Raw genomic sequence first — 17,645 nt, 5'->3', positions numbered from 1 at the left:
GAGAAATTGAATCGGTTAGGAGAAAAATAGGATGGGCCTTCAGTATTTCCTATCGATGGAAACTGATTTCCTGTTTTTATGAGCTTTTTGCTAGAATAGCGGGAAATTTTCCGCTTGTGCTGGAAAACTGCCTGATTTTAGGGAAATTTCTAACATTTTGTAGGAAATTTCTTTTCAGAGAGGCAATTTTCCCTCAAAACAAGGAATTTTCTCCTGTAGCAAGGAAATTTGCTTGTGGCAAGGGGAATTACAACGACAAAACCGGACTTTCAGCAAGGGGGCCGACCGCCCGGTTTTCCGGTTAAATCGTTAAGGCTTGACGTCGATATCCAACGCTCCGGTAATTTTGCCAATGTTGGCCGGATCGATCACGCCCTGAATGCTGATCAGTGTGTTGTCGTCGCCACCGATGACCAGCAGCAACTCCGAAAACTTGCCATTGTCGGCTTTGCGGGCATAAAAGCGAACAACTTCATCTTTCTCGGTAATCTCCATCAACGACTCGTAGCCATTCTTTTTGAAGAAACTGTCGCCTTCCATTTCCTTGTAAAAGTCGAGCGATTTGTTGAGGCTTTCGTCGTCGACCGTCAGTATTCGGATGCCTTTCAGTTGCGAAATCATATCGGCTTCGGCTGATTTTCCATCGGCCTGGGCGGCAAACGAGAGTAGTGCGCCGCTAATATTCACGGTGGTCATGCCGTCTTTGTTGGCATATTTTTCAAAAAGCTTATCGACTGGGCTTTTTTGAGCCATCCCTGCAAAGGGGATCAGTACAATCAAAAAGAAAAGTACGCGGTACCAGATTTTTAATGTTGTTTTCATGGCTATTGTTGTTTTAGTTTTTCATTGATTTGTTTCAGCTCTTCAACTTGCTGAAAACCTTTGTTAACGCGTTGCAGACTATTATCCAGCGGTTTTACTGCCTGGCTCACTTTGGCGACCGGTTTTAGCTGCCCCATACCAGCCTGGTATTTGGCTGCAACAAAATGCAGGGTTTTAGTGGCTTCGGCGTAAGCAATATTCGGATCATTAAAGCTGTCGTCCCAGTGTGTTTTATCTTGTTGTGAGGTATAAACCAACAACGCAATAAGCAGGGCTGCGGCAATGGAGCTAACGGTTTGCCAGAGATACCGTATTTTGCTCTTCTCCCGGTGTTCGTGCTCCAGGATGTAGTCCATCAGCTGTTCTTCTGATGGTGCCTGCTGATCTTGTTGCAGTTCGCTCACTCCGTTAAATAGTTCAGCATAGGGCAGAAATTCGGCATCAATTTCACCGGAGCTGAAATAGGCGTGCAACTCTTGTTCTTCGCTCAGGCTGCTTTGTCCGTCGAAGTAACGATCCAGTAATTCTTTGATGCGGTTATTTTCCATCGTTCTGCTTTATTAGTTCATCTCTCACTTTTTTACGGGCTCGCGACAGATTTACCCGAATGGCATTGACCGTCAAGTCGGTCATCTGCGCAATTTCGTCGTACTCGTATTGCTCGATATCTCGCAGGTGCATCACCGTTCGCTGAATGTCGGGCAAATCACGGATTATTTGACGAACCAGTAAGGCCGATTCCGAAAGTTCAATTTGTTGTTGCAGATCGCTGCTGGCAACTGCTTTTTGCTTCATGAAATCGTCCTGGGCCAATACCGGCTTTTTCGCTTTAAACAAATCCAGACAGCGGTTGCGGGTCATGCGCATGGCAAAAGCTTCCATATTTTCGACTTGTGCCAGCTGGTCTTTTTTCTGCCACAGCTTCAGGAACACGTCCTGAATAATGTCCTGTGCCTGATCCTGATCGTGCAGCAGTTGCGAGGCAAATCGCATTAACTTACTGCTCAATGGAAGCACTTTGGTTTTAAATTCGCTGGCTAGCATCCGCTTGTTTGTTTTGTTGCATTCAAATTTATGACGAGCGGAGCAGAATATCATTACATCCGAAGAAAGTATTTTTTTGGAAAATAGCTGATTATTCCTTTTTATACCGTTTTGCAAGCTAATTTACACGCTGAAATATTCCGGTGTGATGCCGTCCCGATTAATCGGGAATGAAAATCAAAAAAAACATTCATGATTCCCGGGAATCACCAACAGGAATGAAAGTTTACTATTTTCGACAATGCTGTTGTCGTTGTTCTCAAAAGTTGTCGGGTTGTTGTTCCACTTCTAATCAAAACCAGTTATCGACATTGTGCTTTAGCGTCTTTACGTGGTAGACTTTCAGAAAAAAGAATAGTTGGTTGACTTTTTATAATCAGCGGGCTTTTTGTTCTCGATGAATTTGTCGAGTGGTTAGCCCAAACACGCTAAATTAAGCTGTAATAAATGGCTGATGGTCTGAAAATCGAACGATCTATTGATAAAAAGGGAGGTGGATTTATCGGGCAACTTCAGACACAAATCGGCATTAACGGTTTGCCTGCTGTGTGCTGAAAAGCTTTTTAAAGACCATAACTCCGGTACCTTTCAGTCCCGAATGCTCGGCCAAGGCGGAGATCTCGATTTTGACGTTTGAAAGAATATTCTCCAGGCAATATTGATGCAGAGCCTGTTGGATGGTCGGCAGCAGATATTGTTTGGGAGCGGAGAGGGGCCCGCTCAGCAGAATAAGTTCGGGGTTGTAAAGCTGAATCAGAATGGATAAGCCCCAAGCCATATTTTTACCCAGTTGGCTGATCAGGTTGATTGATAGCTCGTCGCCTTTTAGGGCACTGGCAATAACAGCCTTGACGGTTAGTTCGTCCGGGCGGTGCTGAAAGTCGTTGGTTAACTGTGATATTTCTTTGTTGGCAATAGCTTGTTTAGCCAGATCGAGTAAATGCTGTGCTCCGGTAATTGTTTGCAAACATCCGCGTTTGCCGCATTCGCACAGTTCGCCGTCCTCTACCACGCGGATATGACTGAACTCGCCGGAGCAGCCATTGCTGCCGGCAAAAATTTCGCCGTTGATAATCATCCCTAAGCCAAGCCCCCAGCTCCAGTTAATAACCAGGGTATTTTGTGAATTTTTGGCCTGGCCGAACACAAACTCGCCGAGGGTTTGCATGCGTGCATCATTTTCGATATAGGTGGACAGTTTGAAATGTTTTTCAACCTGCTGAGCAATCGAGCGTCGTGCCGGATTTTTGATGGTTTGGTTCACACCTGTCCGCGGGTCGATCAGTCCGGGCATACCGATGCCGATAGCGTTTACCTGCGTTTTGCGGATGCCTGAACTTGTTTCCAGACGATTGAAGGCCTGGTCGAGTTTGCTGATAAATTCGGGATCGTCGATATTGCTGTCGAATTGAAAAATCTCGCTGCATGGTTCATTCAGACAGTTCAGAATAACGGCTTGGGCATTGTATTGATCCATCTCCACGGCGAGAATGTGGAACGCTTCGCCGTTTAAACTGTAAAGCACCGGTTTACGCCCACCGCTGGATTCGCCGGTTCCTTTAATGAGAACAACCTCTTCGTCGATCAGCTCGTTCAGCATACTCCGTGTCGACGGGAGGCTGATCGCTAGTTTTTTGCTGAGCTGAACAGCCGACTGTGGGCTCTTTTTGTAAAGTAACCGAATGATCTGCATCCGCAAATTATAGCGTTTGAGCTCGCTTAATGCTTGATCTTTTAGTTTTTCTGGCGTTTTTAAAGGCATAGTCGGTAAACGTGAGGTTACAAAAATAAAAAATATTGATAAAAGGCTTTGCTGTCGTACAGCTAAAAAGCAGCATGGCGGGGTAAAAAAAGAAGAATGAGGTTACCGATTTCGATAACCTCATTCGATGTATTGTTTTGTACTCGATGAATGTAATCAGTACAAATAATTGGGCTTATTGTGCATTCGGACCTTCACCGAAGTTAGGTGCACCTTCATCTTGCCAAACACGCTCGGTGTTCAGTAAGTTTGTTGGAATGCTGGTTCCCGAAGTGAATCCCTGATTGCTGTATGCCTCTACTTTGATGTCGTACATCAGGTCGGTTACCGAAGGAGTGCTCACTTCGAAACGACGAGGAATCTGCGTGTAGCTGGGCTCCTGGAAGTCGGTCCATGCGAACATGGAGCTGTTGCGGGCAGGAATACCTGAACGACGAATAACGTTGAACTGATCAGAAGGAGCAAACATGAAGTGCAGGATTTCCTGAACGTAGATTTTCTCCAGCTTTTCAGCGGTTGATCCACTGAAGGCAACGTCAGGCATCGTCATCATGGTTTCAATTTCTCCGTCTTGCAGATCAATTACTTTTTCATTCGGGTCGTAGCCATAAGTTTTTCCGTAATACGGAATTTGGTTCAGGCTCGCCAAACGATCGTATTCCTGTACCGAGGCTTCAACGGCTGCATTATAGTAAGCTTCTGCTGTGTTCGGCAGGTCGGCACCCAAAAGGGCCAGCTCTGCAAAGTAGAAGTTTACTTCGGCAGTCGACATGTACATACCCCACCAAGGGTTGTCCTGAGAGTCGGTAACGGGAACATCTTCCGGTGCAGCCGGGATTGTGTAGTCCAGGCGGCCACGGACCAATTCTTCGTTGAAACGAGATGTTGCCTCGTAAGTATATTCCGATCCTTCGCTGTTTTTCAAGGTGTACGGGCTGGTCTTGAAGTAACCGTCATAAGTGCCGTCCTGGTTGGCATTCATTACCATTGGCAAGCCATAGTAGCGTACCCAAGGTTCGCCCAGGCCTTTCCAGTTCGAGAAGGTTTTGTTGCCGTTGGCATCTTCGGTATATTCTACATTGTCGGCAATGAAATCAGGCAATTCGATATCCTGATCGAAGAAAGCCTGTACAACTTTCGAGTTGTAGTCGTTTTTCGAGAAGAAGAAACGAATACGCGGATCCTGATTGTCGAGCATGAACTCAGACACCAGTTGAGTAGGTGCAAGGCTGCTCAACACATTGTTTCCGAAGTGGTAAACTTTGTCGCCATCGTTGTCTGATACCGCCGTAGCTTTGTTGAATACAAAGTCGTCGTCGGTACCATTCAGAACGCCGGCAGGGCTTTCGGCAACTGTTTTGGCAACTTGCAATGCTTTTGTTTTGTCTTGCGACAACAAGCGAACGGCAATTTTCAGACGCAACGAGTTGGCTAACTTGGCCCATTTTGCAGCATCGCCTCCATAGATCAAATCTTGTTTGGCGATCCAGTTTTGGTCAGTTGCGGTGGTCAATGTGGTTACATAAGTATCCAGTTCTTCCAACCATTGGCTGTATAAGCTTTCAACCGTGTCGTAAGCCGGAGTCAACAACGAAGGACTCGTATAGCGGGCCAGACAAGCCTCGTTGAAAGGCATATCGCCGTACATGTCGGTGTCGAAAATACCCAGGTAAATGGTCAGCGTACGCAAAGCTGCCAGTTGTTGCTGGTAGCCTGCTGCTTCTTCTGCCGACATTTGCTCCAGTTGGTATTCAAAGTCGCGAACGTAGCGCAGCACCTGGTAAGTTTGTTGTCCCTGGCCACCGTATTCGGTGGTTTCCTGGTAGGTTGAATTAAAGCCGGTAGTACCGATTCCGATTTCACCCCATTTGTACATCATGGGAGCGTTGTAATACCAAAAGGTATAGTCGGAAGGCTCAAAGTTGATCAGTGCCTGGGTAAACAGGTAATTCACGTCGCCGTTTGTAATACTGGCCGGATCGGTGTTGATGTCGGCAAATTTGTCTTGGCAGGCATTGGTTGTAAGCAATGCTGCGGCCATGGACATGTAAACCGCTATTTTTTTATAGTTCATCTTTCTTGTGTTTTTTAAGTTTTAATGCTTTCTATCAGAATGTTGCTGAAATTGAGAACATATAGCTTGCTGTATAGGGCGAGTATGAACGCATCCGGAAGTTGTAAGCTGATGTACCACGAACCGATTCCGGGTTTTCACCACCAGGAGCCGTATTCAACAAGTAACCCAGGTTGCGGCCTGACAAGCCAAAGGTTAAACTACCGGCACCGATTTTCTGTGCAATTTCTTTCGGGCAGTTGTAGAAGAACGATACTTCGCGCAGGGCGATATAGTCCAGTTCTTTCACCCAGTCGTCGTTGACAACACCACGGCCCCAGCTGTTGATATAATAGTTCCAGGCAGAAGCATGGTTGGGCTCAATTACACCTTTTTCGTACAGATCGCGGTAGGTTTCGCCACCTTCGGCAACGGTGTAGCTTGTTCCGTTAGCCTGGCTGATAGCTGTTCCGGCAGCAAAGATCCCTTCGGGGATGATTCCGTCGGAGTAGGTGATATCGTCAAATTTCGAAGTCCAGCTTACACCACCGTATTCGGGAGCAGAACCGTTTAACGAGGCTTCAGTATATCCATAAGCTGTACCGTAGCGGCTACCATAAGAAGCCACGTAGCCACCAAAACGCATATCCAGACCAACTTGCATGCTGAAGTTTTTATAACGCAATTTGGTAGAAACAGAACCCAGGAAGTCAGGCATTACTGATCCGATTTCCTCTTCTTTTCCGCTTCGTTCCTGATAAGCAGTTCGGCGTGTGTCGTTCCAGCTTAATACCGGAAGACCCGTTGCTTCGTCAATTTTAGCTTTCGAGTCAGTCATCAACAGACCATAAGCACCACCCACTTTGGCAACTGCTCCAATACGGTAGTTTCCGTAGTTTGTATTACCGTCAAGCAAAATGTAGTTGGCTACGTTTTCGTGCAGTGAGATAATTTTGCTTGAGTTTTTCGTATAGGTGAAGTCTACATCCCACTGCCAGTCGTTTGATTTAACAGGAATGGTGTGCAGTGCGATTTCAATCCCTTGGTTTTGGATATTACCGGCATTCACCAGCTGGTTGTTCACACCCGAAACATTCGGAACTGAAATGCTCATAATCTGGTTGCGAGTATTCTCTTTGTAGTAGGTCGCGTCGATTCCTAAACGGCTACCCAAAAATCTCCAGTCTAAACCAAGTTCCCACGATGTTTTCTTTTCGGGTTTCAAATCCCGTGAATACATGGTTGTCGGGATGGTCAGCGAGTTTACTTTTTGTCCGTCCACTTCGCTTGTCGCCAGCGAATAGGCCGAGTTAATCAGGTACGATTCGGTATCGTTACCTACCTGTCCCCATGAAGCACGCACTTTACCGAACGAAATCCAATCGGGCAGGTCCGTCATTTCAGTTACGATTCCGGCAAGGCTAACCGATGGGTAGAAGTAAGAGTAGTTTCCGCTACCGTCGGAATAAACCAAGGATGAAGACCAGTCGTTACGGCCGGTAACATCCAGGAAAATTTGGTTTTTCCAGGCTACACTAGCTTGAGCCGCAAGTGATAACATTCTTTTTTTACCTAACAAATAAGAGCTGTAACCAACCGATTTTACAGAGTTGTTGATAAAGTACTGGTCGGGAACAACCAAACCACCACTGGTCCAGGTGCCCATGTAGCTCTGTTTGTTATCATAGTAGTCACCACGAAGGAAACCGGTTACGCTCCAGTCGTCGTTAATGGTTTTGTTGAACATGAAAGCGATATCGGCATTGGTTTGCTTTTTCGTGGTTTGAGTCATGCTATAGCTACCTGCACCGGTTTCGTAAGTTCTGGCGTAACCCGAGTTCGGATTCTTCACTTCTTTGTCGGTGAAGTAATAGTTATAGTTGGCTTCGGCTTTAATCTTCAACCAACTTGTAGCGTCGATGGTAAGGGCCAAATAAGGGCGTACCGAAGTCTCGTGTTGTACCGACGAGTTTTCGTTAAGTGCCCACCAAAGGCCTCTTCCCGGAATGTTGGCATACTCATCGCCATAGTTCGATGAAGCCAGACCTCCGTGTGAACCTTTGTATTTGTTTTTGTAATAAGAAGGATCGTATTCGCGATCGAAGGTACCATTGATGAAGTATTCACCAACGTTTGGCAGCGGGTTTTTCGGTGTCGACTCGGCGAAGTTCATGCTCGCTTCAACCGATACATTATCCGCTAATTTGTGTGTTGCTTTAGCCAGGAATGCCAGGCGGCTGAATTCGTTTTTACCCAAAGTTCCGTTGGCATGTTTGTAAGATACCGACGAGTAGAAGGTTGTTTTTTCGTTTCCACCCTGAACAGCAACGTTTGTGTTGGTGTTGAATCCCAGGTCGAACATATCGCGGTAGTTGTTTTTTACCGCGCTGTAGCTTGTCATCTCGTTGTCGTAACCTAAAATTGCACTGCCGTCGAAACGAGGACCAAATCCCATTTCCCAACGGTTGAATTTCCGTTGTCCGTCAACATTATAATAGAATTGCTCCTGGTTTTGCCAGGCATAGTATTGGGGTTTACCATTTTCACCAATATAGGTATCACCGTAGTCAACCCAGCCTGATAAGGCACCGTCGCCATAGACGTTTTGCAGGTCCGGTTGCTTGTAAACATGGTCGATGCCGAAGGTTTGAGAAACCGATACACCTAAGCCTTTTTGGGCTTTTCCGCTTTTTGTTGTGATAACGATTGCACCGTTCAAACCACGCGAACCATAAAGAGCTGTTGCAGGAGCACCTTTCAAAATCGATACTGATGCAAAGTCGTCCGGGTTCAGGTTTTTCAATTCGTTACCCCAGTCGTCTGACGCGGAAGACCAGTCGGCATCACCTGAATCGGCTACGCTGTTGTCCAGGATAATTCCGTCAACCACATAAATCGGTTGGTTGTTGCTTCCCAGAGTTGAGGCACCACGAATCAAAACTTTTGTCGATCCGAACATACCACCGTCCGATTGTGCAATGTCAACACCGGCTGCTTTTCCCTGAAGGGCGTTTACCGGGTTGATGGCGTTTACGTTGATGTCGTCGCCGTTCAGTTCGGTCATGGCGTATCCAAGCGCTTTAGCTTGTTTTTTGATACCCAGTGCTGTTACCACGACTTCGTCAACCTGCTGAACATTTTCAGCCAGCACTACATTAAAAGTTGTTTGGTTGCCGACTGTGATTTTTTGTGTTTCGAATCCAACAAAGGAGAAAATCAAAACACTGTTTTCGCCAGGTACTTCAATGCGGAAATTACCGTCGAAATCGGTAATCAATCCTTTTGAAGTTCCTTCGATGGCAACAGCAACACCAAAGAGTGGTTCGCCGTTCTGATCCGTCACGGTACCACTAACAAGTTTTCCCTGATTTTGCTCTGTTCCGACCAAGTTGCTCGTGTTGGCCGGGCTGCTTGCTTGTGCATTCGTGATTGCACATAGTCCCAGGATCACCGTCATCATTTTCATCGATCTTTGCAGACCATGACGAAGGGATCGTAACAAGGTTTTTTTCATAAAAATTGAATTAATGTTTGAAGTTTACATTGCTTGAAAACTGCATATATATACATGAGAGTTTCTCTCCTGTGATTTCATCCGCCATGATTTGCCCTTTTATGCCCGCAACAAGATGCGCTGATGCGATTCTGTCGAGCTCAATTTCGGGCAATAAACGCCTGTCTATTATTTAAATGATTTTAACTATTCGACGACAATATTAAAGAAATTTTAAACTTTAACGACAATCTTTAGAAAAAAATTACAAAAGAATCCATGGCGAGAAAAATAATAGGCAAACATTTGTGCGTAGTGTGTTGGTTTTCGAAATCAGCGTTTTGTTGACTTTCTTGGTTTACTGTAGTTTAATGGTCTTGGAATACAGGTCTCTGTGGTTGCTGCGGGGTATAGGGTTATGTTTTATTTTTGTAGGCGAAGCTTTTGGCGTTGGTGTAGGTGACAAATGATAATTAATTTGGGTAGTTTGTTGCATAACGGTTGTTGACCGACGGATTCGGTGTCGTTATGTGTCGGTACTTCTGTTTTTAGCCATCAGGCAGGGATGGCTTTAGAGGATAATGTTTTCGTTGTACACAATTTTTTATTTTGGCTATTTCCCGAAGTCGATTTCCGGCATTACATTATCTTTGTCCGCGAAACTGAAAAATCCCGCAATGATGAATGATCGTCCCTTGATATTGGTTACGAATGATGATGGTATATATGCCAAAGGTTTGAGCGAGCTTACCGAAGTGATGCGCCTGTTTGGCGATGTCGTAGTAATTGCTCCCGAAGCGGCCATGTCGGGCATGTCGAATGCCATTACCACCGGAAAACCTTTGCGGGCAAGTAAGTTGGAGGAAGAAGAAGGTTATGTGGAATATAAGTGTAGCGGCACACCTGTCGACTGTATAAAGATGGGATTTAACCAGTTGCTCGATCGCCGGCCCGACTTTGTGGTGTCGGGCATTAATCACGGAGCCAATACCTCGGTTAGCGTGGTATACAGCGGCACCATGGGGGCAGCTATGGAGGGCTGTCTGCACGGTGTTCCGTCCATCGGATTTTCCTTATGCGATTTTGATGCCGATGCCGACTTTACCCGAGCCAAAATGTGGGTGGCGCGAATCTTTCAGGCTGTTGCGCAAAACGGACTTCCACAATTCACTTGCTTAAATGTTAATATTCCCCAAGGTGAGGTTCGCGGAATTCAGCTGTGTCGACAGGCTGCCGGCAAGTGGGTTGAAGAAATGGAAAAACGAACCGATCCACACCAAAAGGATTATTACTGGCTGAGCGGCTATTTCAAGAATTTTGAGCCCGATACGCCAGGAACTGACATGCATGCCCTCGAAGATCAAAAAGTTTCGGTGGTGCCGGTATCGGTGGATATGACCTGTTTCAATACGCTGGAAAAAATGAATAGCTGGCAGTTTTAATTCGGAGCAGGATGAAAAAGAACAGAAACAAACTCATGACCGGTTTTGTGCCCGGCTTAATCATACCACTTGTGGTATTTGTGCTGCTATATTTCTTCAGCAAACAGGAGGTCAGCCTTTCTGAGTATCTTCAAACCCTCTGGCAGTTGGGTGCTCTGCTTAAAATTTTAAGCTTGTGTGTACTGCCTAATCTTTTGCTGTTTCTGAATTTCTACCGGCAAAAATACGATCTCGCAGCGCGCGGCGTCATTATGGCAACTTTTGTTTATGCCTTCGCGGTCATGCTTGTTAAAGTGTTATAGCTGCTCGATCAGATTTCTTACGATCCAAAAGGCTACGATAATTGCCAGTACAGTGTAGATTGCCGCGATTCCGTACAAGCTTTTGCGGATGCGCAGGAGGCTTGGCGAAGGATTTTTGATCAGGTCGAGCAGGGCTCCGAAAAGCATATACGGAAGCATGACCACTAATAACGGATTGCAATGCCATGCTCCGCGAATGTTCATGTGCAGCAGTTGATAGAGCGCACGTTGCGATCCACAGCCGGCGCACTTCAGCCCGGTTAGCGCCTTGAAGGGGCACGAAGGAAAGTGATTGGTGGTTGCCGGGTCGAATAGCCAGTAGTTGGCCATGATGAACCCAAGACAGACCACAATCACCATCCTTTTTCGCTTAATTGGCCAGGAATCCAGCAGCAACTCCGAGTAGCATTAAAATGAAGTAAATAGCGATGCCTGCAATGCCGATGAAGAAGCCGATTTTGGTCCACTTGCCTGCTTCGTTGGAGGAGCGTTGTGATCCCTCGATGTCGCCGGCATAAAAGCGCGATTCTACTTTGGCGGCATTAACGATACCGGCAATGCCAAATGGCAAGCAACAAAAAATGGTCACTAAAATAGATTCAACCAGCCAGGTTTTTGGCGGGCGTTGGTTGGTAGATTGGGTTTCCATATTCCGCAATATTAACGTTAGGTGAATAAAAATTTAGGTGAATGTACATATTTCAGTACGGTAAACAAACAACTTTTTTAATTAAAGACGAAAACTTGCGGTTATTCGCGTCGGATAGGCCGAGTATATTTTCGCTGCGATGTGGCACTTTCAACTTTATAAATTACTTTTGATAGATTTCAAGCATAAGCACTTTATGAAATACTTCTTTATAGCCGGCGAAGCGTCGGGCGATTTACATGCTGCAAACCTGATTCGGGAGTTGGTGCAGACTGATCCGACAGCCGAAATCAGAGGCTTTGGAGGCGACTTGATGGAGGAAGCCGGTATGAAGCTATACAAGCATTATCGCGAAATGGCATTCATGGGCTTCATTCCGGTATTGATGCATTTGCAAACCATTCGAAAAAATTTTCGCCTTTGCGAGGATCGCTTACTGGAGTTTAATCCCGATGTGTTGATTTTGGTCGATTATCCGGGCTTCAACCTGCGCATTGCCGAGTTTGCCAAGTTGGTTGGCATTCGGGTATATTATTATATATCGCCCAAAGTGTGGGCATGGAAAGAGGGGCGGGTGAAAAAAATCCGGCAGCTGGTAGATGAAATGTTTACTATTTTCCCGTTTGAAACCGAGTTTTATGCCAGTCACGATTATCACCGGGTAAATTTTGTGGGCAATCCCATCATGGACGCGGTTGAGGAACATAAAGTGACAAAAACGACCGAACAGTTTTGCCGCGAGAATAATTTAACCGACAAGCCTATCCTGGCTTTGGTGCCGGGGAGCCGTATGCAGGAAATAAAGTCGCTCTTGCCGCGGATGCTGAAGGCTGTTAATTCAATCAACTCGCATCAGGTTGTGGTGACGGCAGCACCGGGAATACCGGATCATGTTTATATCGGGCTGGTGTCGGGCTACCATGTGAATGTGTTGCGCGACAAAACCAACGAACTGTTACAAATGTCCGATGTGGCGGTGGTGGCTTCCGGAACCGTTACCCTGGAAGCGGCCATTGTGGGATGCCCGCAAGTGGTTTGCTACCGGATGGCCGGCGGTGCTTTGTTTTTTGGTATCGGCAAGTTTTTTCTGCATATAAAATGGGTGTCGTTGGTGAATATTATTTTGCAGCGCACAGCGGTGAAGGAGCTTTTGCAGCACAACTGCACGGCCGGAAATATCCGCAAAGAGTTACAGCGTATTTTGGGAGATACGGAGTATCGACGTCAAATTGAGGCGAGTTATCGCGAGTTGCGAAAAAAACTGGGTGGCCCCGGTGCTTCTAAACGGGCCGCACAGCTGATTGTGCAGAAGCTTCGCTCGTAGCGTGCCGGGCCTCGCTTGCTAAGCCGACCGACAATCTGTAATTTTGTGCCCGAATCAACTTGTTATTCCCAACCAGCGACGATAACCGGGCAATAACAAGGCAACAAAAACAACATCTAAAATCTACCTGCAAGCTATGTATAGTCTGTTTCGAAAGGAAATTACCAGCTTTTTTGGATCGATTACCGGTTATCTGGTCGCTTTTGTATTTTTGATAGCCAACGGGCTGTTCTTGTGGGTTTTCCCCGGTGCTTACAACTTGCTCGAAAATGGATATGCCTCGCTAAGTCCCTATTTTTCATTAGCGCCCTGGATTTTTCTGTTTCTGATTCCGGCCTTAACCATGCGTTTGTTTGCCGAGGAAAAGAGACTTGGAACGCTCGAGATCTTGATCACCCGGCCGTATTCGTTATTGCAACTGGTTTGGGCTAAATACCTGGCGGGTTTGTTTTTGGTGCTGGTCTCCTTACTGCCTACACTCATCTATTTTTATTCGATATACAACCTTGGAAACCCGGTTGGTAATTGGGATAGCGGTGCCGCCTGGGGATCGTTTATCGGATTGTTTCTACTGGCGGCTTTCTATGTTGCACTGGGGCTTTTGGCTTCATCGCTCACCGATAACCCGGTGTTCGCCTTTATTGCAGCTTTGTTTTTATGTTTCTTCTTTTACACGGGCTTCGATTTTGTTGCGGCGATGAATATCGCGCCGGGCGTGAAATCGTTTTTTCTGAAACTTGGAATTAGCGCGCATTACGAGTCGGTTAGCCGTGGGGTGCTCGACTCGCGCGATATGCTGTATTTTGTGGTGGCGGTAGCTTTTGTGTTGGTGCTAACCAGTATGTTGTTGCGTCGCAAACAGCAAAATCGACGGCAGCAGACAAAAAAGCTGCTCGGTTTGTTGGTGGGGGTGTTGGTGCTGATGACTCTTGGCTCGCAGTGGTTTTTTCGCATCGATTTAACCAGCGAAAAAAGATACAGTCTTTCGCCGGTGTCGAAAGAGATGCTCACAGGCCTGGACGCACCGCTCAAAGTTGATTTGTATCTGGCGGGCGATTTGCCGCCGGGCTTTCGGCAGTTGCAGCAAGCCGTTGCCGAAAAGGTGCAGGATCTGGATGCCTGGGCTGCTCAGTCGGTGCGGCTCGAACTGCGCGATCCCTATGAAATCAGTAATACCGATAAGCGGAATAAATTGTTTAACCAGCTGGTGGCCCTGGGGATTCAACCTACCGATTTGCGACAAAGTCAGGAGCAGGGAACGGTTACCAAGTTGATTTTTCCCGGAGCGGTGATCCGCTATGGAGACCAGACAATCGGTGTCAACTTACTGAAGAATAACCCATCATTGGCCGCTGAACAGAATCTGAATAATTCAATTGAAACGCTCGAGTTTGAACTGATGAATGTCATCAGGCAGCTGTTGCAGGGCGAGAAGCCCGAAGTGGTCTTTTTAACCGGACAGGGCGAGTTGTCCGAAGCGGAAACCTGGGACATCCGGAGTAGCTTATCCGAAAATTTTCGGGTAACCGAAAAAACAGCCGGGCAGCTTCTTGCGACCGACAGCTTAGCCCGGGCAGTAATCATTGCCGATCCCTCAAGGCCTTTTGGCGAACAGGAAAAATTCTGGATCGATCAGTACCTGATGCGCGGCGGCAACTTGCTTTGGCTATTCGATCCGGTACAGGTGAGCCTCGACAGTTTAAGTCGCGGCGAGACCACCATAGCATTCCCCCGCGACCTGAACCTGATGGATCAGCTGTTTAAGTATGGCGTTCGGGTCAATCCCGATCTCTTGCAAGATGTGGAATGTATCCTGATTCCGGTGAATACCTCGCCGGTGGCATCGCAACCCAAGTTTAGCCCGGCGCCCTGGTACTACTCGCCTTTGCTGACCCCGGCGGATGATCATGTGATTAGCCGAAACCTGAACAGTTTAAAGTCGGAGTTTGTGAGCTCCATTGATACGGTTGGTCGAAATCCGGAAGTGCATAAATCGGTCATCCTGCATACATCGCCTTATTCGCGGAAGGTGGGCACTCCCGAAGAGATTAGTCTGCGAAGCATTAACAGTCCGCCGGCCCGCGAGCTGTTTCAGCAGTCCAATATTCCGGTTGGCGTTTTACTGGAAGGACAATTTCCTTCGGTTTTTGCCAATCGCATGACCAACCAGTTGAATTCACCAGGTATTCAGGTGTTGACTAAATCGAAGTCGGCTCGGATGATTGTCCTGGCCGACGGAAGCCTGATTGCCAATAAAGTATCGCGCCGCAACGGGCAAATCAGAACCCAGCCGTTGGGCTACGACGAATATTCGCAGCAGACTTTTGGCAATAAAGCTTTTTTGCTCAATGCGGTTAACTACCTTTGCGACAACTCGGGCATGATGGCCTTGCGTTCGCGGGTATTTAAGATTCGCTCGCTCGACAAGGTTCGCCTGCGCGAAGAAAAGACCTATTGGCAAGTGCTCAACCTGGCGGGACCCTTGGTTATCATTCTTTTATTCGGATTGATCTTTCAGCTGATCCGCCTAAAAAAATACCGTGGTTAATTACTTTGTATAAATTGTGAATATTTAATCACAGGAAACCAAAGCAAAGTTTGTATATTCGTGTTTCGCGCGGTGGAAAGCCAAAAGCGCTCAATTGTTTAAGGTAAGTCAAACTAAAAGAAAATATCAATGAAATTTGTTGTTTCCAGTACCGAATTACTCAGTCACCTGAATGCAATCAGTAAGGTGATCAGTTCGAAAAATACATTACCCATCCTGGATAATTATTTATTTCAACTGGAAGATAATCGGCTAACGGTTACTGCTTCAGATTTGGAGTCAACACTGATTACCAGCCTTGAGTTGGACAATGCGGAAGGCAAAGGCGACATTGCTGTTCCGGCCAAGCTGTTGAACGATACCTTGAAGGAATTTCCGGACCAGCCCTTGACCTTTAAATTCGACCTGGAGACCTTTGGAATTGATATTTACTCGGATAATGGTAAGTTTAGTATTGTTGGTCAGGATGGCGATGAATTTCCGCAATTGCCCGAGCTGAACGAAGCCTCTGCATCCACTATTCAGGTTCCGCACGATGTGCTGCAAAGTGGTATTCAGCGTACCTTGTTTGCCACTGCCGACGATGAACTTCGTCCGGTGATGAACGGAATTTTTATGGAACTGGGTAGCGACGACTTAACCTTTGTAGCATCGGATGCACACAAGCTGGTGCGCTACAAACGGGCCGATGCCAAGGCCGAAGTGGAGTCGTCCTTCATTTTACCCAAAAAACCGGCTGCCTTGCTGAAGAACCTGCTGCTGAAAGAAGATTACGATGTTAAATTGCAGTTCGACGAGAAGAATGCTTTTTTCAACCTGAGCAACTATAAACTGATTTGCCGCCTGGTGGAAGGAAACTATCCGGCCTATAACTCGGTGATCCCAACCAACAACCAGAATAAACTGACGGTTGACCGTTTGGAGTTCTACAACACCATCAAACGTGTATCGGTATTTGCCAACCAGGCCAGCAACCTGATTAAGTTCCACATTCAGGATAATCAACTGGTGATTTCGGCCCAGGATGTCGATTTCTCAATTTCGGCTGTTGAACGCATCAAGTGTCAGTACGAGGGTGAGGAGATTGAAATTGGCTTTAAATCGACTTTCCTCTTGGAAATTCTCTCGAACATTACCTCATCGGAAGTTCGTGTTGAGTTGTCGGACCCAACACGTGCCGGCTTGTTGCTGCCCGCCGAGAAAGATTTCGATGAGGAAGATGTGTTGATGCTGCTGATGCCGATGATGATTAATGCTTAAATTGTAACTAAAATAGCTTGGAAAGCCTGGCAGAAGACCTTCTGTTGGGCTTTTTATTCATAATGGGCTTTTCAAGGGCCCGAAAAAAGAACAGAATGAAACTGAATTTGAAGAATCCACTCATTTTTTTGGATCTGGAAACAACCGGAATTAATGTGGCAACCGATCGTATTGTCGAAATTGCCTTGATTAAAGTTCAGCCCGACGGAAGCGAGGAAACCAAAGAGATGCGCATTAACCCGGAGATGCCCATCCCGGAAGCCGCCAGTAAAGTGCACGGTATTTACGACCAGGATGTGAAAGACTGCCCGACTTTTAAGGAAGTGGCCAAGTCGTTGGCGAAATTTATGGAGGGCTGCGATCTGGCCGGTTTTAACTCCAACCGTTTCGATATTCCGTTGCTGGCCGAGGAATTCCTGCGGGTAGACGTAGACGTGGATTTTAAAAAGCGCAAATTTGTGGATGTGCAGGCGATTTTTCACAAGATGGAAAAACGGACCCTGGCTGCTGCCTATAAATTTTATTGCCAGCAAGAGTTGCAGGATGCCCACAGCGCCATGGCCGATACCAAAGCAACCTACGAGGTGCTGAAATCGCAGTTGGATATGTACCAGGATACCGAATTTGAAGATGCCAAAGGAAAGTTGAGCAAGCCGATTCAAAACGATGTGAATGCCCTGTGCGAGTTTTCTTCTTACGATCGCAATGTCGATTTTATGGGGCGCATTGTTTATAACGACAAAGGTGTTGAGGTATTCAACTTTGGGAAAAACAAAGGCATCCCGGTTGAGAAGGTGCTGCGCGAACAACCCGGCTATTTTGGTTGGATGATGCAGGGCGAGTTTCCGCTGTACACCAAAAAGGTGCTGACAGCCATTAAGCTGCGAATGAAAGACAACTAGCAGGGGAGGAGAGAAAAGGCCTTGGAGCCAATATTGTAAATCAC

The 17,645-nt window shown here is 46.6% G+C and carries 14 protein-coding genes; 6 read left to right on the top strand and 8 right to left on the bottom strand.

Annotated elements, in window-relative coordinates:
- Positions 1–309: 309 nt before the first annotated feature.
- The 6 genes from C8N47_RS04590 to C8N47_RS04565 form a co-directional block, all read right to left on the bottom strand.
- Entirely contained in the window at positions 310–822 is a 513-nt protein-coding gene (locus C8N47_RS04590; protein WP_107821337.1) for a DUF4252 domain-containing protein, read from the bottom strand.
- A gap of 2 nt (positions 823–824) precedes the next feature.
- On the bottom strand, positions 825–1,370 hold the full coding sequence (locus C8N47_RS04585; protein ID WP_107821336.1) for a hypothetical protein: 546 nt from the start codon (positions 1,368–1,370) through the stop codon (positions 825–827).
- Positions 1,360–1,866, bottom strand: coding sequence for an RNA polymerase sigma factor (locus C8N47_RS04580; protein WP_170111288.1), 507 nt, complete (start codon positions 1,864–1,866; stop codon positions 1,360–1,362). The genes C8N47_RS04585 and C8N47_RS04580 overlap by 11 nt, the downstream gene beginning before the upstream one ends.
- 529 nt (positions 1,867–2,395) lie before the next feature.
- A complete protein-coding gene (locus tag C8N47_RS04575) occupies positions 2,396–3,628 on the bottom strand; it encodes an ROK family transcriptional regulator (RefSeq protein ID WP_107821334.1) in 1,233 nt (410 codons plus the stop codon).
- Positions 3,629–3,803: 175 nt separating this feature from the next.
- Positions 3,804–5,702, bottom strand: coding sequence for a SusD/RagB family nutrient-binding outer membrane lipoprotein (locus tag C8N47_RS04570; RefSeq protein WP_107821333.1), 1,899 nt, complete (start codon positions 5,700–5,702; stop codon positions 3,804–3,806).
- Between the two features lie 34 nt (positions 5,703–5,736).
- A complete protein-coding gene (locus C8N47_RS04565) occupies positions 5,737–9,195 on the bottom strand; it encodes a SusC/RagA family TonB-linked outer membrane protein (RefSeq protein ID WP_211316033.1) in 3,459 nt (1,152 codons plus the stop codon).
- 656 nt (positions 9,196–9,851) lie between these two features.
- Here C8N47_RS04565 and surE point away from each other — a divergent pair.
- The gene (gene surE, locus C8N47_RS04560) at positions 9,852–10,616 is read left to right on the top strand and encodes a 5'/3'-nucleotidase SurE (protein WP_107821371.1); all 765 of its coding nucleotides are present in this window, start codon (positions 9,852–9,854) and stop codon (positions 10,614–10,616) included.
- A gap of 11 nt (positions 10,617–10,627) precedes the next feature.
- Entirely contained in the window at positions 10,628–10,918 is a 291-nt protein-coding gene (locus C8N47_RS04555; protein ID WP_107821332.1) for a hypothetical protein, read from the top strand.
- Here C8N47_RS04555 and C8N47_RS04550 read toward each other — a convergent pair.
- Entirely contained in the window at positions 10,913–11,278 is a 366-nt protein-coding gene (locus tag C8N47_RS04550; RefSeq protein WP_107821331.1) for a DUF2752 domain-containing protein, read from the bottom strand. The genes C8N47_RS04555 and C8N47_RS04550 overlap by 6 nt on opposite strands.
- 10 nt (positions 11,279–11,288) lie before the next feature.
- Positions 11,289–11,567, bottom strand: coding sequence for a CD225/dispanin family protein (locus C8N47_RS04545; RefSeq protein WP_107821330.1), 279 nt, complete (start codon positions 11,565–11,567; stop codon positions 11,289–11,291).
- A 196-nt stretch (positions 11,568–11,763) separates the two neighbouring features.
- Here C8N47_RS04545 and lpxB point away from each other — a divergent pair, with 196 nt between their 5' ends.
- The 4 genes from lpxB (at position 11,764) to C8N47_RS04525 (ending at position 17,601) form a co-directional block, all read left to right on the top strand.
- Positions 11,764–12,891 (top strand): lipid-A-disaccharide synthase, encoded by a 1,128-nt coding sequence (gene lpxB / locus C8N47_RS04540; RefSeq protein ID WP_107821329.1) that lies wholly within the window; start codon positions 11,764–11,766, stop codon positions 12,889–12,891.
- Between the two features lie 136 nt (positions 12,892–13,027).
- Positions 13,028–15,439 carry a gliding motility-associated ABC transporter substrate-binding protein GldG gene (gldG, locus tag C8N47_RS04535; RefSeq protein ID WP_107821328.1) on the top strand — a complete coding sequence of 804 codons (2,412 nt, stop codon included), beginning with the start codon at positions 13,028–13,030 and terminating at the stop codon, positions 15,437–15,439.
- A 129-nt stretch (positions 15,440–15,568) separates the two neighbouring features.
- The gene (gene dnaN / locus C8N47_RS04530; RefSeq protein ID WP_107821327.1) at positions 15,569–16,699 is read left to right on the top strand and encodes a DNA polymerase III subunit beta; all 1,131 of its coding nucleotides are present in this window, start codon (positions 15,569–15,571) and stop codon (positions 16,697–16,699) included.
- 95 nt (positions 16,700–16,794) lie between these two features.
- On the top strand, positions 16,795–17,601 hold the full coding sequence (locus C8N47_RS04525; protein ID WP_107821370.1) for a 3'-5' exonuclease: 807 nt from the start codon (positions 16,795–16,797) through the stop codon (positions 17,599–17,601).
- Positions 17,602–17,645: the final 44 nt, after the last annotated feature.

Origin of the sequence: Mangrovibacterium marinum (assembly GCF_003046625.1) — a bacterium.
In the GTDB taxonomy this organism is placed as follows: Bacteria; Bacteroidota; Bacteroidia; order Bacteroidales; family Prolixibacteraceae; genus Mangrovibacterium; species Mangrovibacterium marinum.
Note: the sequence above shows the minus strand (reverse complement) of the source record. Positions and strands in the feature narration are given on the sequence as shown.